The organism is Micrococcus lylae NBRC 15355 (assembly GCF_001570885.1).
Classification (GTDB): domain Bacteria; phylum Actinomycetota; class Actinomycetes; order Actinomycetales; family Micrococcaceae; genus Micrococcus; species Micrococcus lylae.
Window position 1 is genome coordinate 1 of the sequence record NZ_BCSN01000018.1, and the last position, 23,830, is coordinate 23,830.

The following is a 23,830-nucleotide window of genomic DNA, read 5'->3' on the forward strand; positions in this document are numbered from 1 at the left end:
CCGGCAGCGACTCGACGCTCTCCGAACGGCTGGTGGGCACCGCGGCGGAGGACGTGGCCGCCGCCAAGACCGGCACCCTGCTCGAGTCCGTGTCCCTCACCGGGCGCGTGGTGACCCCCCGGGGGCGGGTGCTCGTCTTCTCCGTGGTCCTCTCCGGCATCGACTCCCAGGTCGGCGAGGCCCGCGCCGCCACCGACCGGGCCGTGGTCGCGCTCGCCCAGCTCTGAGCGAAGCCCCCTGCACAGGGGACCCGAGGGCGTCCTGAGACCGGGGCCGTGTGGTGGACTGGGCGCATGACCGATTCCACCGCCGCCACCGCCCCGGCCGGCTCCGACGCCCCCGGCCCCTCCGCCGACGCCGTCCGCCGCGATCCCATCGACTGGGCCGTGGCCGCCCGCACCGCCGGGGCCCTCGTCCCACCGGGCCCCCGGCTCTCCGCGCGGCAGGCGAAGGCCGAGGCCGAGGGACTGCGCCGCGCCGCGGACGCCTCCGTGGAGCACGTCCACCGGCTCACCGGCCTCGAGGCCGCCCGCGACCTGCGGGACTCCCAGGTGCTGATCGTGGACCGCGCCACCTGGGCGACGGCGAACACCCGGTCCTTCAAGGCGCTGCTCGCCCCGACCTTCGCGCACCTCGCCGCCACCCGCCCGCAGGAGTACGCCGTCTCCACCACCCCGGTCGCCACCGCTGCCACCGGCGCCGAGCTCGGCGCGATCCTCGCGTTCCTCGGCTCCAAGGTGCTCGGCCAGTACGACCCCTTCGCCGCCCTCTCCGGCAACGGCGGACGCCTCATGCTGGTGGCCCCGAACGTGGCCGCCGTGCGCGCCGAGATCAACGTGGTCCCCGAGGACTTCCGGCTCTGGGTGTGCCTGCACGAGCAGACCCACCGCGTGCAGTTCGCCGCCGCCGACTGGCTGGCCACGCACCTGCAGGAGAAGACCACGGAGCTCACCTCCGCCCTGTTCGACAAGTCGGACTCCCTGCCCGAGCGCCTCTGCGCAGCGTTCGCCGCCGCGCTGCCCGGCAGGAGCAACGACGACGGCCCCACCGGCCGCCCGGCCGTCTCGGCCGATCCCGCGGTCACCGCCGAGGGGGAGGCCGCGGTGACCCTGCAGACGGGGGCGGGAGCCGCCGTCGGGAAGGGCGGTGCCGAGGGGCCGGGCGGTGCCGAGGGGCCGGGCGGTGCCGAGGGGCCGGGCGGGCTGCTGGGGGCCCTGCAGGACGACGAGGACCGGGCTCGCCTGTCCCACCTGACCGCCGTGATGTCCCTGCTCGAGGGGCACGCCAACGTGGTCATGGACGCGGTGGACGCCGAGGTGGTGGAGACCGTGAAGACCATCCGCCGCCGGTTCAACGCGCGCGGCGACCGGCGCAGCCCGCTGGAGAGGTTCGTGCGCCGGCTGATCGGTATGGACGCCAAGATGCGGCAGTACGCGGACGGGCAGAGGTTCGTGGACGCAGCGGTCGCCGAACTCGGCATGGACGGGTTCAACGTGGTCTGGGACGACCCCGCGCTGCTGCCCACCGAGGCCGAGATCCACGCGCCGGACCTGTGGGTCGCCCGCATGCGCCGCGAGGCATGAACGCGATGGACGGCGGGGGCGAGGTGGACCGGCGGACCGCCGGGGTGCCGGTCGGTGACGGAGGCGCTGCCGGGCGCGGCGCCGAGCCGCCGGCGCTGGGTGCGTGGCCGCCGCCGACCCGCTGGCCGGACGCCGTGCACCGCGGGGTCGCCGCGCTGAAGGGTGTCCTTCAAGGTCAGCGGCCGGCCCTCCTGGCCGTCTCAGGCGGGGCGGACTCGCTCGCGCTCGCCGTGCTGGCCGCCGTCCTGATCGGCACGCGGGAGGGCGCCGGACTCAGGATCGGGGCTGCGGTGGTGGACCACGGGCTGCAGCCGGGATCCGCCGCGGTCGCTGCGGCGGCCGCCCAGGTGTGCCGTCGCCTGGGGATGGAACCGACCTGCGTGGAGACGGTCCGCGTCGAGGACGACGGCGACGGCCCCGAGGCCGCCGCCCGTGCGGCACGGATGACGGCGCTGGCCGAGGCCGCGCGCCGGACCGGGGCAGGGCTGGTGGTCACCGCCCACACCGCCGACGACCAGGCCGAACAGGTCCTCCTCGCCCTCGCCCGGGGCTCCGGCACCCGTTCCCTGGCCGGGATGCCGGCCCGGCGCCGGCTGCTCCCGCCGACGCAGGCCGGCGGCGCAGAGGGGGCGGGCACGACGGGCGGATCCGACGATGGGCGCGTGGAGCTGGTGCGTCCGCTGCTCGGGCTGACCCGCGCCGACACCGAGGCGATCTGCGCCTGGGCGGGCGCGACCTGGTGGACCGATCCCATGAACGCCGAGCTCGACATCCGCCGGGTGAGGGTGCGTGAGCACCTGCTGCCGCTGCTCGAGGACGAGGAGCGTGGCCTCGGCGCCGGAGTGCGCGCCGGGCTCGTCCGCTCCGCGGCCATCGCGGCCGAGGACGCCGCCGCCCTCGAGGCCTGGGCCGGCCGGGAGCTGGCCCGACTGCGGCGGGACGTGGAGGACACGGCCGTCACCGCGTCGCCTCGCCCGCTCGCGCTCGACCTGGACGGCCTGGCCGCCCTCCCCGCCGCCGTCCGGCACCGGATCTACGCCCGCGCCGCCACCCTGACCGGGGCCGAGCCCACCACCCGCGAACGCCTCCTGGCGGTGGACGCCCTCGTCACGCAGGCGCGCCGCGGCGGCACCTCGGCGGGCCCCGTGCAACTGGGCGGGGGCACCCGGGTGAGGCGCCGTCGTCGGGAAGCCGCCGGAGGCGGAGAGCGCCCGGGCGCGGGCGCGCGCACATGTGCAAGACTGGAGTTCCACCCCGACCCCGCGGTCGACTGAACGCGTCCGCCGCAGGCCCGCCCGCCACCCGGGCCGCCCCGACCGGACGCCTCCCACCTGTCACCACACACCCCTACAGGAGCGGCTCAGCATGGATGCCAACGACGTCCGGGACGACCTTCTTCACGTTCTCATGACCAAGGAGGAGGTGCAGGAGACCATCGAGTCCCTCGCCGCCCGCATCGACGAGGACTACAAGGGCAAGGACCTGCTGATCGTGGCGGTCCTCAAGGGAGCCGTCATGGTGGTCGCCGACCTCACCCGCGCGCTGAAGTCCCACGTGGAGCTGGACTTCATGGCCGTCTCCTCCTATGGCTCCGGCACCAAGTCCTCCGGCGTCGTGCGGATCGTCAAGGACCTGGACACGGACCTGATGGGCCGCGACGTGCTGATCGTCGAGGACATCATCGACTCCGGCCTCACGCTGTCCTGGCTGAAGACCAACCTCGAGTCCCGCAACCCGAACTCGGTGGAGATCTGCACGCTGCTCCGCAAGCCGGACGCCATGAAGGTCGAGATCGACGTGAAGTACGTGGGCAAGGACATCCCGAACGAGTTCGTGGTCGGCTACGGGCTCGACTACGCCGAGAAGTACCGCAACCTGGACTTCGTGGGCACCCTCGCCCCGCACGTGTACTCCTGAGCCTGGGGTGCCGGCCGGGGCGGCGGTGCGCTGGCCGGGCAGAGGGTCTGGTTGGGGGCACTGGCCGGGCCGGGGGTCTGGTTGGGGGCACTGGCCGGGCCGAGGGTGCCGGCCGGGGCGGCGGTGCGCTGGCCGGGCAGAGGGTGCCGGCCGGGGCGGGAGTGATCTACTCCACGTCTCGCGGACATCTACTCCGAGTCTGTATCGGCTGCGTCGGAAAAGCGGTCGAATCTGCGGCGATTCCGACCCGTGGCACACAGACAGCAGGTCGACCCGTGGCACACAGTCAGCAGGTCGACCCGGGGCACACAGTCAGCAGGTCATCGACATGATGGCTCCACGGCGGACAGGGACGAGCCGAGCCGTTCTCCGTCCGTCTGCGCTCACGGACTCGGCCAGAGACGCCTGACCTCACGGATCACCCGCGCATAGGCGTTGTCCGCATCCCGTGCAGTGACGACGATGTTCCGGTAGCCGTGGCGCTCGAAGGCGGCGTTGCGCAGCACGTCCTTGTTCAGCTGCCGCTCTCTGCCGTGGTGTTTGCCGTCGTAGTGGATGGCGATCAGCTGCCTGCGGTATCCGAGATCCGCACTGGCCGGGTACTTCGGATGGAACTCCCGGTCGACGACGGTGATCTGCAGATCCGGGTCTGGAAGGCCGGCGTCCACGAGCGCGAGCCGCAGCTCCGTCTCCTTCGGGGAGTCTGCTCCGATGCGGATCTGCGCGGCGCACTCGCGGAGCAACCGCCGGTGGCGGCGGCCGGCCCGGCCTTCCACGGCCGCCGTGAGGCGAGACAGGAAGAAGACTCCACCGTCGCCTCCGTCGAAGCGCACGGCGCGTCGGGCCAGGTGGTCGCCGAAGGCGATGAGCTCGTTGCGCTCCAGCAGCGCGGCCATGTCCAGCCACGTCCGAGTCGGATCGGTGACCTGCCACTCCCGTCCCAGAAGCTGGCTCACGACGAGTTCCTCGGCACCGATGCGACTGCGGTGGGTTGCGAACCCCCGGGCGCGGGGGACGCCGGCGCGCGGGTCGCGTGTGAGATGGAGACGCGGGTCGTCCATGACCCGTGCCGGCAGCCACAGTCCCTGGACCCGGGCGGCGGTGACATGGGAGAGGACCACGCTCTCACGCAGGTGGAGGAGGTGATCCAGGCGCCTCATCTCCTCCATGTCCAGATGACGGGTCCAGGTGTAGGGCTGTTCGTCGGACAGGCGTGAGCCGCCGTCCACGCCGGTGGTGGACTGTCCGGACGGGGGGTTCTCCGTCTGTGCGGAGCCGGGCGGTGTGGGTCCGTCGCCCTCGAGGCCGATCCAGCGGTAGACGCCCCGGCCGATCCGCTGAACGTCCCGGCGTCGGAGGCGCTCCTTGCTGACACCGGCTTTCTCTGCATCCCTGAGGGTGAAGGCGCGGGAGCGCAGGGAGGAGGGGAACGGGGCGGGGTGTCTCATCGACACCAGCGTGGATGAGGCGTGGGAGCTGTGGGGTGTCCGCGGGGAATCTGTGGATAACCGCTCGCCGGCGGTAGCGATTCTCCTTCCGGCGTCGGTGACGACGACGTGGGTGACGGGCTGCCGGAGAGGAGCGTTACGTGCCGTCTGTATCCCCTGCGTCGGAACTCGCGCTGCTGAGCAGGGGCATTCCGACCCGTGGCACACAGCGAAGGGTGGTGACGCCGCCACGACGGTGACGACGACGCCAGACTGCCCCGCGCTCACGCCCTCGCCCACGCCTCGCCCGCTGAGCTGGCCGCCGTCGACCGCCAGACTGCCCCCGCGCCCCCGCCCACACGACCCCGCCCACACGACCCCACGCCGCCCCCACCTCGGCCGCTGTCCACCTGCGGCGAACTCTCCGCCGCCCGCCAGCATCCCGTCGGCCCCGGCCGGTAACGTAGGCCCCCGGACCAGTGCACCCGGCCGGCAGGCCGTGTTTCAGGACAGGAGCGTGGCCACGTGGCGGACAAGAACGCCGGCTCGAAGGACAGGCCTTCGGGTCTGAAGAAGTTCCTCCAGGGACCCTTCTTCTGGATCCTGCTCGCTCTGGTGGTGCTGGGCTTCGTGATCCCCTCCGTGATGCAGCCGCAGCGCGAGGCGGTGGACACGAACGTCGGCATGACGCTCCTGAAGGAGAACAAGGCTGCCGAGGCCCTCATCTCCGACGGCGACCAGCGCGTGGACCTCACCCTCCGCGAGAACTACAAGCAGGAGGGGAAGGACTTCGGCAAGGAGGTCTACTTCTACTACTCGGAGGCGCGCGCCGAGAACGTCGTCGCGGCGATCGACGAGTCCTCCCTGGACGGCTACCAGGACGAGCCGGAGCGCTCGAACTGGTTCCTGTCCATGCTCGGCCTGGTCCTGCCGTTCATCATCATCCTGGGCCTGTTCTGGTTCCTCATGGGCCGCATGGGCGGCGGCAACTCCAAGGTCATGCAGTTCGGCAAGTCCCGGGCGAAGCTGATCAACAAGGACAACCCGGACGTGCTGTTCAAGGACGTCGCCGGCGCGGACGAGGCCGTCGAGGAGCTCCACGAGATCAAGGAGTTCCTGACCCAGCCGCAGCGCTTCCATGCCGTGGGTGCGAAGATCCCGAAGGGCGTCCTGTTGTACGGCCCTCCCGGCACCGGCAAGACCCTGCTCGCCAAGGCCGTCGCCGGCGAGGCGAACGTGCCGTTCTACTCCATCTCCGGCTCGGACTTCGTGGAAATGTTCGTGGGCGTGGGCGCCTCGCGTGTCCGTGACCTGTTCGAGCAGGCGAAGCAGAACGCTCCGGCGATCATCTTCGTGGACGAGATCGACGCGGTCGGCCGTTCCCGCGGCGCGGGCATCGGCGGCGGCAATGACGAGCGCGAGCAGACCCTGAACCAGATGCTCGTGGAGATGGACGGCTTCGACGCCTCCACCAACGTCATCATGATCGCGGCCACCAACCGGCCGGACGTCCTGGACCCGGCCCTGCTGCGTCCGGGCCGCTTCGACCGGCAGATCCCGGTGGAGGCCCCGGACCTGGACGGCCGCGCGAAGATCCTGGAGGTGCACGCCACCGGCAAGCCGATCGCCCTGGACGTGGACCTGCGCACCATCGCCAAGCGCACCCCGGGCTTCACCGGTGCAGACCTGGCGAACGTCATCAACGAGGCCGCTCTCCTCACGGCCCGTTCGAACAACAACGTCATCGACGCCACCGCCTTCGACGAGGCCGTGGACCGGGTGATGGCCGGCCCGCAGAAGCGCACGCGCCTGATGAACGAGCACGAGCGCAAGGTCACCGCCTACCACGAGGGCGGCCACGCCCTGGTGGCCGCGGGCCTGCGCCATTCGGCGCCGGTCACGAAGATCACGATCCTGCCCCGTGGCCGGGCGCTCGGCTACACGATGGTGGTCCCGGAGAACGACAAGTACTCCATCACCCGCAACGAGCTGCTGGACCAGCTGGCCTACGCCATGGGCGGCCGGGTGGCCGAGGAGATCGTCTTCCACGATCCCTCCACCGGCGCCGCGAACGACATCCAGAAGGCCACCGAGACGGCGCAGAAGATGGTCACCCAGTACGGCATGTCCTCCAAGGTGGGCGCTGTGAAGCTGGGCGGCGAGAACTCGGAGGCGTTCGGCCACGGCAGCCCAGGCTCCGGCCGCGGCTACTCGGAGGAGCTCGCCTACCTCGTGGACGCCGAGGTCCGTCAGCTGATGGACCAGGCGCACGCGGAGGCCCACTGGGTGCTCACTCAGAATCGAGACGTCCTGGACCGCCTGGCCTACGAGCTCCTCGAGCGGGAGACGCTGAACCAGGAGGAGGTCGCGGAGATCTTCAAGGACGTGCGCAAGCGCGAGCCTCGCCCGGTCTGGCTTGCCGCGGACGACCGCCCGCAGCAGGACCTGCCCCCGGTGCTGTCCCCGCAGGAGCGCCGTTCGCGCCTCGGCGACGGCGAGCAGGAGCCGATCGGCGTGGAGTCGACCACCGTTCCCGGCCACGCGCCGGACGCCCCGCCCACCACGGCCGGACCGGACCGGGGCTCGGCGCCCGGTGACGGCGGCCCCGACCTGCCCGGAGCCGGCCATGACCCGATCCACTGACCACCATGACCAGCCCGGCCGCGACCACGCCGGCAGCAACCACCCCGGCCGCGACCACGCCGGCCGCGACCAGCCCGGCAGCAACCAGCCCGGCCGTGACGCCTGGCCGGAGGACTGGATGGACGGCGGCGCGTCGCCTGCGGTCTCGGACCCGTCGGCGCAGGAGTCGGTGGTGACGTCGGCGGACACGGATCCCGTGCTCGTCTCCTCGGCGCCGCAGGCGCAGCGTCCCGACGACGGCGCCGGCACCTCCGCCGCGCACGGCACCCCCGCCGGACACGGCACCCCCGCCGCGCACGGCACCTCCCCCGATCCCCACCGGGACGCCGAGGATTCCCACCGGGGCGCCCAGGATCCCCACCGGGGCGCCCAGGATCCCCATCGGAACGCCCCGCAGGGGGAGGCGGCCGGCCGGGGTGACGGAGCCGACGTCGTGACGGGGGTGCCGGGCACCTTCGACCCGCAGCAGACCACCGTGGACCGGCCGCGCATCGAGCGGGCCGTCCGCGAGATCCTCGAGGCGATCGGGGAGGACCCGGACCGCGAGGGACTGCAGGACACCCCGAAGCGCGTGGCGAAGGCCTACGCGGAGTTCTTCGCGGGCCTGCACCAGTCCGCGGACCAGGTGCTGGGCACGACGTTCGACATCGCGCACGACGAGCTCGTGCTGGTGAAGGACATCCCGTTCTACTCGACCTGCGAGCACCACCTCGTCCCGTTCCACGGCACCGCGCACATCGGGTACATCCCGTCCGCGCAGGGCCGGGTGACCGGCCTGTCCAAGCTGGCCCGGCTGGTGGAGCTCTACGCACGCCGCCCTCAGGTCCAGGAGCGGCTGACCACACAGATCGTGGAGGCGCTCGTGGAGCATCTGCACCCGCGCGGGGCGATCGTGGTGATCCAGGCCGAGCACATGTGCATGTCCATGCGCGGGGTCCGCAAGCCCGGCGCGAAGACCGTCACCTCGGCGGTCCGCGGCCAGCTGCGCGACCCCTCCACCCGGGCCGAGGCGATGAGCCTGATCCTCAACGGCTGATGTCCGCCTCCCACGACTGCCGCGTCCGGCCCCGACCGTTCACCCAGGTGGACGTGTTCGGCGCCGGGCCGTTCGCGGGCAACCCGCTGGCGGTGGTGATGGACGGCGAGGGCCTGTCCGAGGAGCGGATGGCGGCGGTCGCGTCCTGGACGAACCTGTCCGAGACCACCGTGGTCCTGCCGCCCACGGACCCGGCCGCCGACTACCGCGTCCGCATCCTCACCCCCACCGGCGAGCTGCCGTTCGCCGGGCACCCCACGCTCGGGACCGCCGCGGCCTGGCTGCTGGCCGGCGGCCGTCCGCGCACGCCCGGGGTCGTGGTGCAGGAGTGCGCCGCCGGCCTCGTGGAGGTCCGGATCGAGTCCGGCCCGCACCTGCGTCCCGACGACGGCCCCGTCGCCTCCGAGGGCTGCCTCACCGGTGGTGCGGGGTCGCCGCTGCGCCTGGCCTTCCGTGCGCCCGCCCTCACGCGGGACACGGAGCCTGATGGGGCCGAACTGGAGGCGGCCCTGCACGTGGCCGGCCTGGGCGTGGAGGATGTGGTCGCCGCTCGCTGGACGGACAACGGCCCCGGCTGGCTGTCCCTGCTGCTGCGGGACGTGGAGACCCTGCGTGGGGTCCGCCCACGGCCGTCGGCGGATGGCTCGGCGGTGAAGGTCGGACTGTGCGCACTGACCGACGCACGGACCGCCGCCGTCGCCCTCGAGGTCCGTGCCCTGCTCGCGGACTCGGGTGTGCGGGAGGACCCCGTGACCGGCAGCCTGAACGCCGGCCTGGCCTGCTGGCTCACTGGCGCGGACGCGCCGGACGGCGGCCACCGGCTGACGGTGCCGTTCGAGGCGGGGCAGGGTGCCGCCGTCGGGAGGGACGGGCGCGTGCGGGTGAGCGCGGACGAGGCCGGGGACCTCTGGATCGGCGGCGACGTCACCGTGGGCGTGCACGGGCAGATCCTGGCGTGAGCGCGGCATGGCCCCGACGCCCGGCCACGTCTGCCGACGCCCGGCCACGTCTGCCGGCGCCCGTGCCCGCTCTGACACAATGAACCCATGACCGCCGAGGACCAGACGCCCGCCCTTCTGCGCCGACTGCCGGCTGACCGCACGCTCGTCATGGGCGTCCTCAACGTCACCCCGGACTCCTTCTCGGACGGAGGCCTCCACGCCTCCGTCCCGGCCGCGATCGAGCACGGCCGCGCGCTGCTCGCCGCCGGGGCGGACATCGTGGACGTCGGTGGCGAGTCCACACGGCCCGGCGCCGCGTTCGTCACCGAGGAGCAGGAGCAGGAGCGCATCCTCCCGGTGATCGAGCAGCTGCTCGCCGAGGGAGCGGTCCTCTCGGTGGACACCAGGCACACCGCCACCGCGCGCGCCGCGCTGGCCCTGGGGGACGTGATCGTCAACGACGTCTCCGGGCTGAACCACGAGCCGGACATGCCCGCGCTCATCGCCGCCACCGGCGCGCCGTACATCCTCATGCACAACCGCGGCACCCCCACCACCATGGACGCCCTCGCGGACTACGGGGACGTGGTGGAGGACGTGATCGCCGAGCTGATCGAGGTCCGCCAGCGCTTCTACGACGCCGGCGTCGCCCCGGAGCAGCTGATCCTGGACCCGGGCCTGGGCTTCGCCAAGGCCGGGGAGCAGAACTGGGAGCTGCTGCGCGGCCTCGACCGGCTCACCCCCCTCGGCCACCCCGTGCTGGTGGCCGCCTCCCGCAAGCGCTTCCTGGGCACCCTCCTTCAGGGCCAGCCCGGGCACACCCACGACGACGGCGCCTCACCGTCCCCGACGCAGCGCGACGCCGCCACGGCCGCCGTGTCCGCCCTGTCCGCGCATTACGGTGCGTGGGCGGTCCGGGTGCACGACGTCCCCCCGACCGCGGACGCCGTCCGCGCCGCCGCCGCCTGGCGAGGCAAGGAGACCGTCTGATGTTCGCCCGCCACCAGAGCGCCTCCGGCCCGACCGCCGGCCGCGGCGTCCGTTCCGAGCACACCGGCGCTGAGAGCGTCCGCCCGGTCCGTCCGGCCCGCCGAGACGTCATCCGCCTCATGGGCATCTCCGCCGTCGGCCACCACGGGGTCTTCGAGGCGGAGAAGCGCGAGGGCCAGCCGTTCGCGGTGGACGTGGTCATGCACGTGGACGTCGCCGAGGCCGCCGCCACGGACGACCTGACGAAGACCGTGAACTACGCCGAGGTCGGGGACCTGGTGGCCGGGTTCATCATGGGCGAGCCCTTCGACCTCATCGAGACGCTGGCGGACCGCATCGCCGGCACGATCCTGCAGACCCAGCCGCTGGCGGGGACCGTGGAGGTCACCGTGCACAAGCCGCAGGCCCCGCTGCCGCACGAGTTCCACGACGTCCAGGTGACGGTCGTCCGCGACCGCGCCGACCTCGAGGCCTCCCGCTGATGTCGGACACCGCCACCCCCGCCCCGGGCGAGCCCGTCCCGCGGGACTGGACCCACCCGGCACAGGGCCCGGCCCCCACGAAGACCCTGGGGGACAGGCCGAGCCGGCCGGCCGTCGTCGTGCTGGCGCTGGGCGCCAACCTGGGGGAGGCGGACCAGACGATGGACGCGGCCGTGGCCGCCCTGACGGTGATGCCCGGGTTCACGGACGTGCAGGCGTCCCCGCGTGCGCTCACGAAGCCGGTCGGCGGCCCGCCCGGACAGCCGGACTACCGGAACCAGGTGGTCACCGCGCGGACCACGCGCTCGCCGTGGGAGGTGCTGGGCATCGCGCACCTGCTGGAGCAGGAGCACCACCGCCGCCGGACCGTCCGCTGGGGCGCCCGCACCCTGGACGTGGACATCGTCGCCTATGGGGACCTCACCAGCGACCACCCGGACCTGACCCTGCCGCATCCGCGCGCCGCCGAGCGCGCCTTCGTGCTGCTGCCGTGGCTCTGGCTGGACCCGGACGCCGCGCTCGCCGGGGTGCCGGTGGCCGAGCTCGCCGCGCGCGCCGAGGGCGCGGACACGGTCCGCCGCATGCCGCCGGAGCGCGTCCACCTGGACGGCGGGCCCGCCCGCCCGAAGCCCTCCCTTCCCGACGGCGGCCGCCTCTCCCCGGGTGCGTCGCCGGCCTCGCGCGGGACCTCACGGCAGGAGGAGACTGCTCCCGGAGAGCGCATCGACTCGACGTGGAGGGACCGCACATGATCACGCTGCGCACCTGGTGGCTGCCCGGGATGGCGCTGCTGGCCGGCCTGCTGGGCTGGACGGTCGCGCTGCTCTCCCAGGGCGCCGGCCGGCTGACCCCGGTGCTGGGCCCTCCGGCCCTGATCACCCTGCTGGTGGTGGCCCTGATCAGCCTCGGCTTCGGCCTGCGCATCCGCCGGGACCGGGGCCGGAAGCCCGCCGAGCGCATGGACCCGCTCGCCGCCGCCCGCATCCTGGTGCTGGCCCAGGCGGGGGCGTTCGCCGGCGCCCTGTTCGGCGGCTGGCACGCCGGGGTGCTGGTGCAGGTGCTGACCAGGGCGGTCGCCGCCCGCGGCGTGCTCCTGGACGCGATCCTCATGGTGGTGGCCGGTGCCGTGATGGTGGTGATCGGCCTGCTGGTGGAGTCCTGGTGCCGCATCCGCGGCGACGATTCGGATCCCGAGGGCGGCCTCGGGCAAGATGGGCAGTCCGGCGGGCGGGGCGTCCGCCGTCCACCCGAGACGGAGGAGGGATACGCCAGTGCGCGCCATGGAGCTTGAGGGCGTCGAATTCACGCCCGTGTCCGAGCGGGAGATCCCGGCCCAGCTGGTGACCGGCGTGGTGGGCACGCTGTTCTTCGTGGGCGTCACCGCCGTCCCGTTGATCCTCAAGCTCACCGGCGTCTGGGCGGGCCTCTGGGACTGGTTCGCCTGGGGTCTGCCCGGCGCGATGCTGCTGTGGGGTCTGATCGACCTCGCCCTGATCCCCCGCCAGGTGCGTGCCCGGGGCTATGCCGAGCGGGAGGACGACATCCTCTGGCGGGAGGGACTGATGTTCCGCTCCGTGAAGGCCGTGCCCTACGGGCGCCTGCAGTACGTGGACGTGGAGGAGGGGCCGATCCAGCGCCGCTTCGGCGTGCAGACGGTGACCCTGAAGACCGCCGGCGCGGACCTGGAGATGACCGGGCTGTCCAAGGCCGAGTCCGAGCGGCTGCGCGAGGTGCTCATGCAGCGCGGCCAGGCAAGGCTGGCAGGCCTGTGATCCCGGAGGACCGCATGCCGACGCCTCAGGACGACGACCGCCGCGACCTGCCCGGACCCCAGCCCCAGGGACAGGACCTCCCCGCCGATGACGCCCCCGCGACGGACACCGAGCGGCCCACAGACGCCGCCGACGCCTCGGTGACGGACACCGGGCGTCCCACGGACGCCGAGGGCTGGACCCGCATGCACCCGCTGACCCCGTGGGTGAAGAGCTGGACCTTCCTGGCGGTGATGCTGTTCATCGTCGGCCGTGAGTTCGTGGAGGAGTGGGTGGACAGCGTCTTCGGCGCCGGCCGCCGCGGCGGGGACTCCGGTTCGGGCGGCTCCGGGCCGGACTCGATCATGGACTTTTTGCCGGCCATCGGCATCGCCACCGGCGTGATCCTGCTGCTCGGCGTGGTCTTCTTCCTGTCCTGGTGGTTCAGGCGCTTCCGCCTCACGGGCACGGAGGTCCAGCTGCGCGAAGGCTGGCTGTTCCGGAAGAACCGGCAGATGCGCTATGACCGCCTGCAGGCCGTGGACCTGCAGCACCCCCTGATCCCGCGCCTGTTCGGGCTGGCGGCGGTAAAGGTCGAGGCCGCCGACGGCGGGGACACCGCCCTGGAGCTGTCCTTTCTGAAGAAGGACCGCGCCGAGCAGGTCCGCCGCGAGATCCTCGACCACGCCTCGGGCGTCGCCGACTACCGGGCCGAGCAGGCGCAGCCGGCAGACGGCCTGCCCGCAGAGGGCGCGTCCGCCCCCGGCCCCCTTCCCGACGACGACACTGCACCCGCCGCTTCCGGCTCGCCGGACACGGTGGCCCCGGCCGGACAGCCGATGCTGCGCGACCGGGACGAGGGTGTGCTCATGCTCAAGGTCCCGCCGGGACGGCTGGTCGGCTCGGTGATGCTGTCCGATTCGGGCCCGCTGGCCACCCTCATCGGCTTCGCCGGGTTCCTGGGGGCCGCGGGACTGTTCGTCGGCCTCATGCCCGAGGCATGGCTGGGCGACGGGGAGACGCGGTGGTCCATCATCGGGCTCGGCGCGGCGGGCTTCGCGGTCCCGCTGCTGTTCGCGATCGTCACCAGCACCTGGTCCGGTCTGAACAAGGGCTGGGGCTTCACCGTCCGCCACTCGCGGGACGGGCTGAAGCTGCGCTACGGCCTGACGGAGACGAACTCCCAGACCGTTCCGCCCGGGCGTGTGCAGGGCGTGACCATCCGGCAGTCGCTGTTCTGGCGGCCGCTGGGCTGGTACCAGGTGCGGGTGCAGGTGGCCGGCTACGGCACCGGTGTGGACTCCGAACGCTCGCTCGTGCTGCCGGTGGGCCCGTGGGAGGACGTGCTGCGCGTGCTGACCATCGTGTCCCCGGAGCCCGGCGTGGCCGAGGGCGAGGCCGCAGAGCTGAGTCCGGCGGAGTTGATGCACGTGGCCATGCACGGCGACCTCACCGACGGCGGGTTCACCCACATACCGCACCGGGCGCGGGCCTGGTTCACGTGGTTCACGTGGCGCCGCACCGGCTTCCTCACCACCTCCCGGCTGCTGCTGGTGCGCGGCGGACGGTTCGCCCGCCGCCTCGAGGTGGCCGAGCACGAGCGCATCCAGGACCTGCGGATCGATGCCGGACCCGTACAGCGCCGTCTGCGCGTGGCCGACGTGACCGTCCACCTTGCCGGAGGCAAGCAGGTCACCGTGAAGGCGCAGGACCGTGCGGCGGCCGAGAAGCTGTTCCAGCACGAGTCGCAGATCGCCGCCGTGGCCCGCCGCCTCAAGGACCGCGACCAGTGGATGACCCCCGAGGAGCTCAAGCGCTTCGAGCGGCAGCTGCAGCCTGCGGGGGCCGGTGCTGCGGCGCCCGCGCCGGCCGCGCAGGCCCCCGGCCGGGTGCCGAGCGTGGAGGCGGGCCCGACCCCCACGACGGAGACACCGTGACCGGCGGACTGGACACCGCGATCGACCCCGCCCAGCGTCCGGGACGCCTGGGCGTCGGCGTGATCGGCGCGGGGAAGGTGGGTGCCGTGCTGGGCGCGGCCCTGCGCAGCGCCGGGCACACGGTGACCGGCGTGCACGCGGTGTCCGAGGCCTCGAAGACCCGGGCCGAGGCGCTGCTGCCGGACGTGCCGGTCCTGGAGATCCCGGAGATCCTGCGCCGTTCCGAGATGGTGCTGTTCGCCGTCCCGGACGACGTGCTCGGCGAGCTCGTGGACGGTCTCGTGCAGGCCGGCCACGTGCAGGCCGGGCACCTGCTGGTGCACACCTCCGGCCGCTACGGCGTGGGCGTGATGACGTCCGTCCGGGCGGTCGGTGCGATCCCGCTGGCCATCCACCCGGCCATGACCTTCACCGGGCTGTCCCTGGATCTGGACCGGCTCAAGGACTGCGTCTTCGGCGTCACCGCGGACCCGGTGGTGCTGCCGGTGGCGCAGGCGCTCACCGTGGAGATGGGCGGTGAGCCGGTGGTGATCAAGGAGGCGGACCGGCCGGCCTATCACCTGGCCCTCTCCCACGGCTCGAACCATCTGGTGACCTTGACCGCACAGTCGGCGCAGCTGCTGGCGGAGATCGGTGTCACGGACACCGAGCGCCTGCTGCGGCCCCTGCTCTCGGCCTCCCTGGAGAACGCCCTGTCCAACGGGGACGCTGCGCTGACCGGCCCGGTGGCCCGCGGGGACGTGGAGACGGTGCGTGGTCACCGCGAGACCCTGGAGCATCTGGTGGCCGAGGGCATGCCCGCGGACATCCTCCACGCCTGGGAGGCCATGGCCCGCGCGACCGCAGACCGCGCCGAGGACCGCGGCGCCCTGCGCCCGGATGCGGCGGGGCGGATCCGCGCCGCCCTGGACGGCGCGGAGGAGTCGGGCGAGACCGGCGGCGAGACAGGCAGCGAGACCGGCAGCGAGACCGGCGGCGAGACCGGCGGGCTCTGACCCCTCCACGCCCCCGCTTTCTGGTCCCCCGCTTTCTGGTCCCCCCGCTTACTGGTGAGGACTCACCCTCTCCCGCCCTGCTTTCGGGCCCCGAGGGGGTGAGTCCTCACCAGTTGGTGGAAGGGGAGGAGGAACTCATTCCGCCCTGGCCGGCGCCTCAGCCTCCCAGCCGCACGGCGTGCTCCAGCGCCGCCTCGGCCTGCCGCCCGTACCCGCCGCCGAACAGCACGGCGTGCACCAGCAGGGGCACCGCCTGATAGGCGAGCACCCTCTCCTGCCACCCGTCGGCGAGTGGGAAGGCCTCCTCGTACGCCTCCCACGCCCCGGGCCCGAAACCGCCGAACAGGTCCATCATGGCCAGGTCCACCTCGCGGTGTCCGCGATGCGCGCACGGGTCGATCAGCCAGCTGCGCCCGGCGGCGTCGATCAGCCGGTTCCCGGCCCACAGGTCACCGTGGACCAACGACGACGGCTCCGCCCCTCCCAGCACCGCCGCACCCGGGTGCGTGTTCGGGGAGTCGGGTCCGAAGCCGGCCGTCAGCTCCGCCAGCGCGGCCGCCAGTTCTCGGACGCGCTCGGGGGCGCTGCCTGCGTCCACGGCCTGCTCGGCCAGCGGCACGATGCGTCGGACCACCCAGGACTCCGCCCAGGTGTCGCACGGGGCCAGGTCGATCGGGGCGGCCCCGAGCCAGGCCCGCACCTGCCCGCGGTCGGATCCGGCGGGTCGGTGCGGGTGTCCGTCCACCGCGCCGAACCAGTCGGCACCTGCCTCCGGCGGCCGGGAGTCCCGGTGCAGGGCGGCCAGCTCCCGGCCGAACGCCTCCTCCGTCTGCGGGGTGGCCCGCCCGGTGTCCTCGATCCACTCGATCTCGAGCAGGTCGTCCTCGGCCCGCAGCACGGCCGGCACCCGTGCGCCGGCACCGGCCAGGGCGCGCAGGCCCCGGGCCTCGAAGGCGAGGAGCCCGGGGAGGGCGGCGGTCTTGCGGAAGGCGAGCGTGCCGTCGTCGTGGCGGACGCGGTGCGTGGAGCCGGTGCCCGCCATGCTCAGCGGTCCAGCAGGGAGGTGAAGCTGAAGAACATGAGCTGTGAGGACACCAGGAAGAACAGGGCGAAGAGGATGATGAACACCCGGACGCCGATCTGCACACCATGGCCGCGCATCCGCAGCTCCTGGCCGTCCTGGGGGGCGAGGAAGCGGGAGGGGTCCTGCGGGTCGTAGACGACGGTGACGAACATGCCGCCGCGGTCGGTGAGTCCGACGTCCGAATAGGTGGGGGAGGCGCGTACGGTGCGGCCGTCCAGGGTCATGAACTCGATGGTCTCCACGATGTAGGTCTGCCGGTTGTCCCCGGAGCCGCTCTGGCCCACGTAGGCGGTGATCACCTTGCCCTGCACGCGCTGCCCGACGCGGACGATGCGGTTCGCGTCCGCGCGGCGCCGGGCGACGGAGACCAGCCCCCATCCGGCGATGGCGATCATGAACAGCGGAACCGCCGCGAACATGAGCTGGAACGTGCTGAATCCTCCGGGCCCGAATCCGAGCAAGGTTCCCTCCTCTGCCTCCCGCGCCTTCCGGGAGTCCGTCTGTCCGGCGGCCTGTGGCCACCCCTGTCCGGGTGAGACGCTAGCGCATGGGCCCGGCCGGGGGAACGACCGCCGTGATGGAATGGTGTCCATGACCGAGGATGCCGCGCAGAAGAACGCCCCGCACACCGACGCCGTCGCCCCGCTCACCGATGCGGAGGAGCAGTGGGTCCAGGACCGCCTCGGCTTCGCCCGTCAGGAGGGCGTGGACCACCTCGAGCTGGACCAGGTCAGCGCCTACGCGGACCGGCAGCTCGCGGCCGTGCAGGCCGGGGAGCTGGAGCCGGAGGTCGCCTCCGTGATGCTGGACGTGGTGGCCGTGCTGCTCGGCGAGCACCTGGGCGCCGCGCACGGTCTGCAGTGGGTCACCGTGAGGGACGACGACGGCACGCACCTCGGCCTGCGGGATCCCTTCTCCTCTGCGGTGGTCTTCCCGCAGTCCACTGTGGGCACCCACTGGAACGAAGGCGCCACCGGGTGGGTCCCGCAGTTCGTCGAGTGGTTCGGCGGGCAGGTGCGTCAGGTGCGGGGGCAGGGCTGACGTGGGGGCGGTGTGCATTCTCACGGATGGCGGGGTCGTCGTCCTGCGCTGTGATCACGGTGGACCGGACGGGCCGCCGAGTCTGGTTCTTGAGGATCCGGGCCCGACGTTCGGCCTTGCCCTCAGCACACAGAGGTGCCCCGACCCCGTCCCGGGGGTGCGGGTGGAGGTGCTGCGGTCGGGCCTGTGCGGCGACCTGTGCTCCGTCGGTGCCGCGTTGGTGCCGGACGGCGGCGGTGAGGTGGTCTGGCTGTCCGCGCCGGAGCGTTCCGATGCCGGGCAGATCCTGGCCGCCGCCGTCGAGGTCCTGCGTGCTGCGGCACCGGCTGCGCAGGTCAGCGCACCGCCGGTGGCGGCACCGCGCGCACGGGTGGCACAGGTCGGCGCGTGGGACGCGGTGGTGGCCCCCAACGGTCTGGCCGGGGGCCTTCCGGACGGGGACCAGCCAGCGCCGGTGCAGCGCGCCCTCGGCGGGGCCTGGAACATCGTCGTGGACACTGCGCCGAACCGTCCCGTGGAGGCTCGGCTGTGGCTGGCCCATCGTGAGCAGGCCGCAGGGGACGAGGTGGTGCGCATGACGGCCACCTGGCACGGGCCGGGCGCGGACACGCCGTGGCATGTGGAGCTGCATGTCAGCCACCGGGTGGAGGAGGCGCAGACCGAGTTCCTTGTCATCGACGGCAGCACGTCTCAGGACTGGGTGATCGCGGACGCGGTCCACGTCCCGGGGACCCCGCTGACCTGGCGGGTGCATCCGGCACCGCGGCCGGACGAGGCCTCCCGGACCGGCGAGGCCCTCTACGCGCTGGTCACGGCGCTCGCCGAGGCACTGCCGGCGCAGGCGTGATGACGTCTCGCCGTCGGCGGAGGTCCTAGAGGTCTCCGGCCTTGATGGCCGCGACGACTCCCTCCACGCAGTCCTCGATCTGCTCGTACATGTCCACGAACACGTGCTTCGGGCGCTGCCAGGGGTCTGGGACCTCCAGGACGCCCTGGGTGTCCACGGAGGAGGCGAACTCGCCGAGCAGGTGCACCTTGTCCTCCGCGTCGCCGGGTCCGGCCAGGGCCAGGACGTCGTCATAGTTCGACTCGTCCATGACGAGGATCAGGTCCGCGTCGTCGATGTCCTCGCGAGTGAGCTGCGCGCCCACGGAGTCGAAGGTGTAGCCCCATTCCCGGCCGACCTCGAGGGTCAGCGGGTAGGGCTGCTCGCCCACGTGGTAGTCCGCTGTCCCTGCCGAGCGCACCGAGACCTGGGAGTCCAGGCCGGAGCGCTGTAGGGCGCGTTTCAGCACGGCCTCGGCGGCGGGGGAGCGGCAGATGTTGCCCAGGCAGACGGTGATGATGCGCATGCCTCGATCCTTCCATGCGTTCGCACAGCCGCGCCATGGGCGTCCGTGGGCGGGCGGAAGGCTGGAGTTCCGGGAATGGGACGTCGCACTTCCTGCGCCAGAGGGGCACGACGGTGACCGTTGAGCTCCATCGCGGAGACGTGGTGTGGGCGGATGTGAACCCGACCCTGGGGAGGGAACAGGCCGGCCGGCGGCCGGTGTTGGTCGTGGCGAGCGACCTCTTCCTGGCCAAAGCTGACACACCGGCCATCGTGCTTCCCTGCACCACCGCCGACCGGGGCTGGCCCAACCATGTCCGCCTGACGGGCCCCCACCTGGAGCTGCCTCGGCCGACCTTCGTCCTGACGGAGCAGCCTCGGATGATCACGAGGGACAGGCTGGGATCCCTGCTCGGGCGGGTCGACGTCACGACGATGCGCGAGGTGGACGTCTGGCTTCGAGACTTCTTGGCCCTGCCCTGATCTGCACCTCCCGCTCCACCGGTTCCGTTCGCCGCGAAGCCGATTGACCCGCATCACACCCCGCGGATAGAACGGTTCTCATGAGTGAACCGCGCACGTCCTTCCACCACCTGACCGACTTCATCGCGCTGCCGCGCACCTCCGGCCTGACCCTGAGCCCGGACGGCACCCGGCTGGTCACCACGCTGGCCACACCGAACGCCAAGGGCACCGGCTACGCCTCCGCCCTGTGGGAGGTGGACCCGTCGGGCGAGCGGCCGGCGCACCGCCTGACCCGCTCCGTGGAGGGCGAGGCCGGTGCCGAGTTCGCGGCGGACGGCACCCTGTACTTCACCTCCAGCCGCCCTGCCCCGGGAGAGGAGGAGAAGTCCTCTGCGCTCTGGGCGCTGCCGGCCCAGGGCGGCGAGGCCCGCGTGGTGCTGACCCGCCCCGGTGGCGTCTCCTCCGTCTCCTGCGCCTCCGCGGCGGACACCGTGGTGCTCGGCGCCCCGCGCCTGCGCGGCGCCGCCACCGAGGCCGAGCATGCCGAGCTGGCGAAGGCCCGCAAGGACGCCGGCGTGGACGCCATCCTCCACACCGGCTACCCGGTCCGCTACTGGGACCACGACCTCGGCCCGGCCACGCCCGAGCTGTTCGTGCTCGCCGACGGCCCGGACCCGGACGCCCCGGCCGACCAGGACGACGCCTCCGCCGATCACCCCCGCGCCGAGCAGATCGAGGACGCCGGCGGCATCCCGGAGGAGGGCGAACACCATCTGCGCCACCTCACCGGCTTCGACCGCTCCCACGGCTTCGGCGTCTCCGCCCAGGTGGCCCCGGACGGCTCGTTCGCGCTGGTCACGGCGTCCCGCGCCGGCGCGAAGGCGGACATGAGGGAGTGGATCGCCCGGGTGGACACCGCCACCGGCCAGGTCACCGCCCTCGTGGACGAGCCCGGCCAGGACGCCCACGCCGGGCCGATCAGCCATGACGGGACCCGCGCGGTGGTCGTCGTCGGCCCGCACACCACCCCCCAGTCCACCCAGGACCCGCACCTGTACCTGATGGACACCGCCACCGGGGAGCTCACCCCGCTGGCCCACGACTGGGACCGCTGGCCCCACGTGGTCGGCTGGCTGCCGGACGACTCCGCGGTCATCGCGGTGGCGGACCAGGACGGCCGCGCCCCCCTCTTCCGCATCGACGTCCCCTCCGGCGCCGCCACCCAGGTGACGCACCAGGACGAGGCGTGGTCCGACGTCGTCATCTCCCCGGACGGCACCACCCTGTACGGTGTGCGCTCCTCCTACCTGTTCCCACCGGAGGTGGCCCGCGTGGACCTCGCCACCGGCGAGGCCACGCGCCTGCAGAACCCGTCCGAGCGCCCGGCTGTGCCCGGCACGCTGGAGGACGTGGAGACCACCACGGAGGACGGCACCCGCGTCCGCGGCTGGCTCGCCCTGCCTGCCGGGAAGGCCCCCGAGGGCGGCCACCCGCTGCTGCTGTGGATCCACGGCGGCCCGGTGTCCTCCTGGAACGCCTGGTCCTGGCGCTGGAACCCGTGGCTCATGGTCGCCCAGGGCTACGCGGTGCTCCTGCCGGACCCGGCGCTGTCCACCGGCTACGGCCGCGACTTCGTGCAGCGCGGCTGGGGCCGCTGGGGCGCCGAGCCCTACACGGACCTGATGGCCATCACGGACGCCGTGGAGGCCCGGGCAGACATCGACGCCACCCGCACCGCCGCCATGGGCGGCTCCTTCGGCGGCTACATGGCCAACTGGGTGGCCGGCCACACGGACCGCTTCAAGGCGATCGTCACCCACGCCTCCCTCTGGGCGCTGGAGGGCTTCGGCCCGACGACGGACGCCTCCTTCTACTGGGACCGTGAGATGAGCCCGGAGATGATGGCCGCGAACTCCCCGCACCGGTTCGTGCAGGACATCGTCACCCCCATGCTCGTGATCCACGGGGACAAGGACTACCGCGTGCCGATCGGCGAGGGCCTGCGCCTCTGGTACGAGCTGCTCGCCACGTCCGGCCTGCCGGCGGGCGAGGACGGTTCCACCGAGCACCGGTTCCTGTACTTCCCGCAGGAGAACCACTGGATCCTCACCCCGCAGCACGCGAAGGTCTGGTACGAGGTGGTCCAGGCGTTCCTCGCCGAGAAGGTCCTCGGCGAGGAGGCCGCACCCCTGCCCAAGGAGCTCGGCCTGAACCCCTGACGGCCCTCCTGACGGCCCTGCCCGACGCCGGCCGCCCGCCTTCCCTACAGAAGGCGGGCGGCCGTCGTCGTGTCCGGGGAGGGGCACCGTCCAGGCCGCCGCCGAGCACGGCCGGCAAGGGCTCCAAGCGCGGCCTGACGGTGCGCTGACTGCGCGTCGGCCCGCGGCTCAGTCCTTGGACCAGATGCGCGTGTTGAGGCGGAAGTCCTCCACGAGGCCGAGGAACAGGACGAGGTCCTCGTAGATGTCCCGGCCCATGTCCTCGATGGTGCGCTCGTGCTGCCGGGCCAGGTCGAAGCCGAACCGGTTGGTGTCCAGTGCCGCACCGATGTTCATGCGCCCTCCCGTGAAGGACACGGCCATGTGCTCGGTGCCGAAGCGTTCGCGCAGCCGGTCGAGCGTGTCCATCAGCTCTGGGGTGATGAGGTAGCGCGCCTCGACCTGGTCCGAGGCCCACCCCTCGTACTGGCGCGTGATGCGCACGTCCTCCAGACGCAGCGGGGTGATTCCGCGCTCCCGGGCCGTGTCCTCGCTGAGTCCGCGGAACGCCTGGTGGTCCTTCCGGGGCAGCAGGTACACGGTGGAGGTGAAGTCCTTGTGGAAGTCCGCGGAGAAGAACACGAAGGACGGGCCCAGCATCGCGGTGTCCGTGGTGACCTGCTCCGCCCAGCCCTGGACGGAGGTGCGCAGGGACTTGGGCACCAGCGCGCTGAGGTCGCCCCCGCGCTCGAAGCGTGCCTCCAGTCTGGACAGTTCGTCCTGGCGGCGTCGCGAGTCCAGGGTGCCCCGGCGCTCCGAGTCCTGGAGGCGTTCCATGCGTCGGCGGTCCCGCGCCTCCTTCTCGGGGTCGGCCTCGGGGGCCGGCGGCCGCATCTGCTGCCACTTCAGGTCGGCCAGCACGAAGTCCGTCTCGCCCAGGGTCCCGGTGACGACGTCCTCCTGCAGGACGCTGGTGTCCATGATGAAGCCGGCCGAGCGCAGGCGGGGCTGCGGGACGCTGCCCTCCGGCTCGTACTCGGCGCGCAGGGCGGCGCCGTCGTGGGCGGCGTGGGGGAGGGTGAGCCCCGCCGCGATGGCCTCGAACACGGGGGCGGTCACGTCGGTGCTGACGGTGCGGGACGCGTTCGCCAGGCGGCGGACGACCACGAAGGCCGGGATCGCGAACACGACGGCGGCGCCCAGGGCGATGAGGACCTGGCCCAGCAGCAGTGCGAGGACGAAGACCGCGAGTCCTCCGGCGAGCATCACCTTGAAGTACCAGGGGACATCGGTGCGGGCCGTGTCGACCTGCTCGCCCACCTGCCGGGTCCGCTCGGCGTCGAGCCCGGACCAGACCTCCTCGAACGGGGGGACCTCGATGCCGCTCATGCCTGCCCCCCGGAGAGGAAGCCGTCGAGGTCCGTCTGGCCGCGCTTGACGGGATCGGTGAGCGTGAACAGCGTGTGCGGCTGGAAGCCGAGCAGGCCGGCGATGAGCACGGTGGGGAACTGCCCGCGGGCGGTGTTGTACTCCGTGGCGGCCGCGTTGTAGGCGCGCCGGGCGGCCTGCAGGCGCTCCTCGGTCTCGTTGACGGTGCGCTGGAGGATCTCCACGTTCGCCAGCGACCGCATCTCCGGGTAGGCCTCGAAGCTGGCCAGGCTGCCGGGGGAGCTGATGATGCGCCGCTGGACGTCGCCGAGGGTCTGGTCGAGCTCGGCCTTCTCCGGGACGCTCAGGTCGCGGATGCTGCGGCCGGTGCGCAGCGCCGTCGCGTCCAGGATGGTGCGGACCTCCTTGCCCACGGCGCCTTCGACCACCTTGGCCTGCTGGCTCACCTGGTCATAGCGGGTCTCCAGGGCGACGTCGATCCCGCTGAGGGCCTCGTTCGAGTCGTTGCGGCGGCGGACGAGCGCGTTGTAGACGGAGACGGCCCACACCGCGAGCACCACCACCACGGCGGCGACGACGAGTGTGACGATGAGCGGGGTGTTCACGGGTCCTCCTCGGGAC

24 protein-coding genes are annotated in these 23,830 nt (G+C 72.9%); 18 read left to right on the top strand and 6 right to left on the bottom strand.

Annotation, left to right across the window (positions count from 1 at the left end; translation table 11 throughout):
• The 4 genes from MLY01S_RS05350 to hpt form a co-directional block, all read left to right on the top strand.
• The coding region (locus tag MLY01S_RS05350) for a D-alanyl-D-alanine carboxypeptidase (protein ID WP_174520638.1) at positions 1-227 on the top strand (227 nt) is incomplete at its 5' end.
• Positions 228-293: 66 nt separating this feature from the next.
• Entirely contained in the window at positions 294-1,583 is a 1,290-nt protein-coding gene (locus tag MLY01S_RS05355; RefSeq protein ID WP_067190041.1) for an Rv3626c family coenzyme F420 biosynthesis-associated protein, read from the top strand.
• Complete coding sequence (tilS, locus tag MLY01S_RS05360; protein WP_245232095.1) at positions 1,580-2,857, top strand: tRNA lysidine(34) synthetase TilS; 1,278 nt, start codon at positions 1,580-1,582, stop codon at positions 2,855-2,857. Before MLY01S_RS05355 ends, tilS begins: the two co-directional genes overlap by 4 nt.
• Positions 2,858-2,948: 91 nt before the next feature.
• The gene (hpt, locus tag MLY01S_RS05365; protein WP_067190043.1) at positions 2,949-3,500 is read left to right on the top strand and encodes a hypoxanthine phosphoribosyltransferase; all 552 of its coding nucleotides are present in this window, start codon (positions 2,949-2,951) and stop codon (positions 3,498-3,500) included.
• Positions 3,501-3,883: 383 nt separating this feature from the next.
• Here the strand turns inward: hpt and MLY01S_RS05370 are convergent, their stop codons facing one another.
• Entirely contained in the window at positions 3,884-4,948 is a 1,065-nt protein-coding gene (locus MLY01S_RS05370; protein WP_067190045.1) for a type IV toxin-antitoxin system AbiEi family antitoxin domain-containing protein, read from the bottom strand.
• Between the two features lie 546 nt (positions 4,949-5,494).
• Here MLY01S_RS05370 and ftsH point away from each other — a divergent pair.
• The 10 genes from ftsH to MLY01S_RS05420 all read left to right on the top strand — a co-directional run bounded on the left by ftsH (position 5,495) and on the right by MLY01S_RS05420 (position 15,702).
• The gene (ftsH, locus tag MLY01S_RS05375) at positions 5,495-7,570 is read left to right on the top strand and encodes an ATP-dependent zinc metalloprotease FtsH (protein ID WP_067190100.1); all 2,076 of its coding nucleotides are present in this window, start codon (positions 5,495-5,497) and stop codon (positions 7,568-7,570) included.
• A 433-nt stretch (positions 7,571-8,003) separates the two neighbouring features.
• Positions 8,004-8,606: a GTP cyclohydrolase I FolE gene (gene folE / locus MLY01S_RS05380; RefSeq protein WP_067190102.1), complete on the top strand. Its 603-nt coding sequence runs from the start codon at positions 8,004-8,006 to the stop codon at positions 8,604-8,606.
• Positions 8,606-9,565, top strand: a complete 960-nt coding sequence (locus MLY01S_RS05385) for a PhzF family phenazine biosynthesis protein (RefSeq protein ID WP_067190047.1) — start codon at positions 8,606-8,608, stop codon at positions 9,563-9,565. The genes folE and MLY01S_RS05385 overlap by 1 nt, the downstream gene beginning before the upstream one ends.
• Positions 9,566-9,652: 87 nt before the next feature.
• The gene (folP, locus tag MLY01S_RS05390; RefSeq protein ID WP_067190049.1) at positions 9,653-10,537 is read left to right on the top strand and encodes a dihydropteroate synthase; all 885 of its coding nucleotides are present in this window, start codon (positions 9,653-9,655) and stop codon (positions 10,535-10,537) included.
• Complete coding sequence (gene folB, locus MLY01S_RS05395; RefSeq protein ID WP_082739745.1) at positions 10,537-11,019, top strand: dihydroneopterin aldolase; 483 nt, start codon at positions 10,537-10,539, stop codon at positions 11,017-11,019. Before folP ends, folB begins: the two co-directional genes overlap by 1 nt.
• A complete protein-coding gene (gene folK / locus MLY01S_RS05400) occupies positions 11,019-11,771 on the top strand; it encodes a 2-amino-4-hydroxy-6-hydroxymethyldihydropteridine diphosphokinase (protein WP_082739746.1) in 753 nt (250 codons plus the stop codon). The genes folB and folK overlap by 1 nt, the downstream gene beginning before the upstream one ends.
• A complete protein-coding gene (locus tag MLY01S_RS05405) occupies positions 11,768-12,310 on the top strand; it encodes a DUF3180 domain-containing protein (protein WP_067190106.1) in 543 nt (180 codons plus the stop codon). The genes folK and MLY01S_RS05405 overlap by 4 nt, the downstream gene beginning before the upstream one ends.
• Before the next feature lie 19 nt (positions 12,311-12,329).
• The gene (locus tag MLY01S_RS05410; RefSeq protein ID WP_245232096.1) at positions 12,330-12,791 is read left to right on the top strand and encodes a PH domain-containing protein; all 462 of its coding nucleotides are present in this window, start codon (positions 12,330-12,332) and stop codon (positions 12,789-12,791) included.
• A 14-nt stretch (positions 12,792-12,805) separates the two neighbouring features.
• Positions 12,806-14,707 (top strand): PH domain-containing protein, encoded by a 1,902-nt coding sequence (locus MLY01S_RS05415; RefSeq protein WP_135103274.1) that lies wholly within the window; start codon positions 12,806-12,808, stop codon positions 14,705-14,707.
• Positions 14,704-15,702, top strand: coding sequence for a Rossmann-like and DUF2520 domain-containing protein (locus MLY01S_RS05420; RefSeq protein WP_082739747.1), 999 nt, complete (start codon positions 14,704-14,706; stop codon positions 15,700-15,702). Before MLY01S_RS05415 ends, MLY01S_RS05420 begins: the two co-directional genes overlap by 4 nt.
• 157 nt (positions 15,703-15,859) lie before the next feature.
• Here the strand turns inward: MLY01S_RS05420 and MLY01S_RS05425 are convergent, their stop codons facing one another.
• Positions 15,860-16,744 (bottom strand): fructosamine kinase family protein, encoded by an 885-nt coding sequence (locus tag MLY01S_RS05425; protein ID WP_067190055.1) that lies wholly within the window; start codon positions 16,742-16,744, stop codon positions 15,860-15,862.
• A gap of 2 nt (positions 16,745-16,746) precedes the next feature.
• Positions 16,747-17,247: a DUF3592 domain-containing protein gene (locus MLY01S_RS05430; RefSeq protein ID WP_167635496.1), complete on the bottom strand. Its 501-nt coding sequence runs from the start codon at positions 17,245-17,247 to the stop codon at positions 16,747-16,749.
• A gap of 130 nt (positions 17,248-17,377) precedes the next feature.
• On the opposite strand from MLY01S_RS05430, the gene MLY01S_RS05435 reads away from it, so the two are divergent.
• Positions 17,378-17,827, top strand: coding sequence for a DUF3806 domain-containing protein (locus MLY01S_RS05435; protein WP_067190108.1), 450 nt, complete (start codon positions 17,378-17,380; stop codon positions 17,825-17,827).
• A gap of 157 nt (positions 17,828-17,984) precedes the next feature.
• Entirely contained in the window at positions 17,985-18,674 is a 690-nt protein-coding gene (locus MLY01S_RS05440; RefSeq protein WP_135103276.1) for a hypothetical protein, read from the top strand.
• Positions 18,675-18,699: 25 nt separating this feature from the next.
• On the opposite strand, the gene MLY01S_RS05445 is transcribed toward MLY01S_RS05440, so the two are convergent.
• On the bottom strand, positions 18,700-19,179 hold the full coding sequence (locus tag MLY01S_RS05445) for a low molecular weight protein-tyrosine-phosphatase (RefSeq protein WP_067190061.1): 480 nt from the start codon (positions 19,177-19,179) through the stop codon (positions 18,700-18,702).
• 14 nt (positions 19,180-19,193) lie between these two features.
• Between MLY01S_RS05445 and MLY01S_RS05450 the strand changes: the two genes are divergently transcribed.
• On the top strand, positions 19,194-19,640 hold the full coding sequence (locus MLY01S_RS05450) for a type II toxin-antitoxin system PemK/MazF family toxin (protein ID WP_209279935.1): 447 nt from the start codon (positions 19,194-19,196) through the stop codon (positions 19,638-19,640).
• A gap of 80 nt (positions 19,641-19,720) precedes the next feature.
• Complete coding sequence (locus tag MLY01S_RS05455) at positions 19,721-21,841, top strand: S9 family peptidase (RefSeq protein ID WP_067190063.1); 2,121 nt, start codon at positions 19,721-19,723, stop codon at positions 21,839-21,841.
• A 168-nt stretch (positions 21,842-22,009) separates the two neighbouring features.
• Here MLY01S_RS05455 and MLY01S_RS05460 read toward each other — a convergent pair whose 3' ends face one another.
• Together MLY01S_RS05460 and MLY01S_RS05465 are read right to left on the bottom strand one after the other, a co-directional pair.
• The gene (locus MLY01S_RS05460) at positions 22,010-23,209 is read right to left on the bottom strand and encodes a DUF3137 domain-containing protein (RefSeq protein WP_067190065.1); all 1,200 of its coding nucleotides are present in this window, start codon (positions 23,207-23,209) and stop codon (positions 22,010-22,012) included.
• Positions 23,206-23,814: a LemA family protein gene (locus MLY01S_RS05465; RefSeq protein ID WP_067190067.1), complete on the bottom strand. Its 609-nt coding sequence runs from the start codon at positions 23,812-23,814 to the stop codon at positions 23,206-23,208. Before MLY01S_RS05465 ends, MLY01S_RS05460 begins: the two co-directional genes overlap by 4 nt.
• Positions 23,815-23,830: the final 16 nt, after the last annotated feature.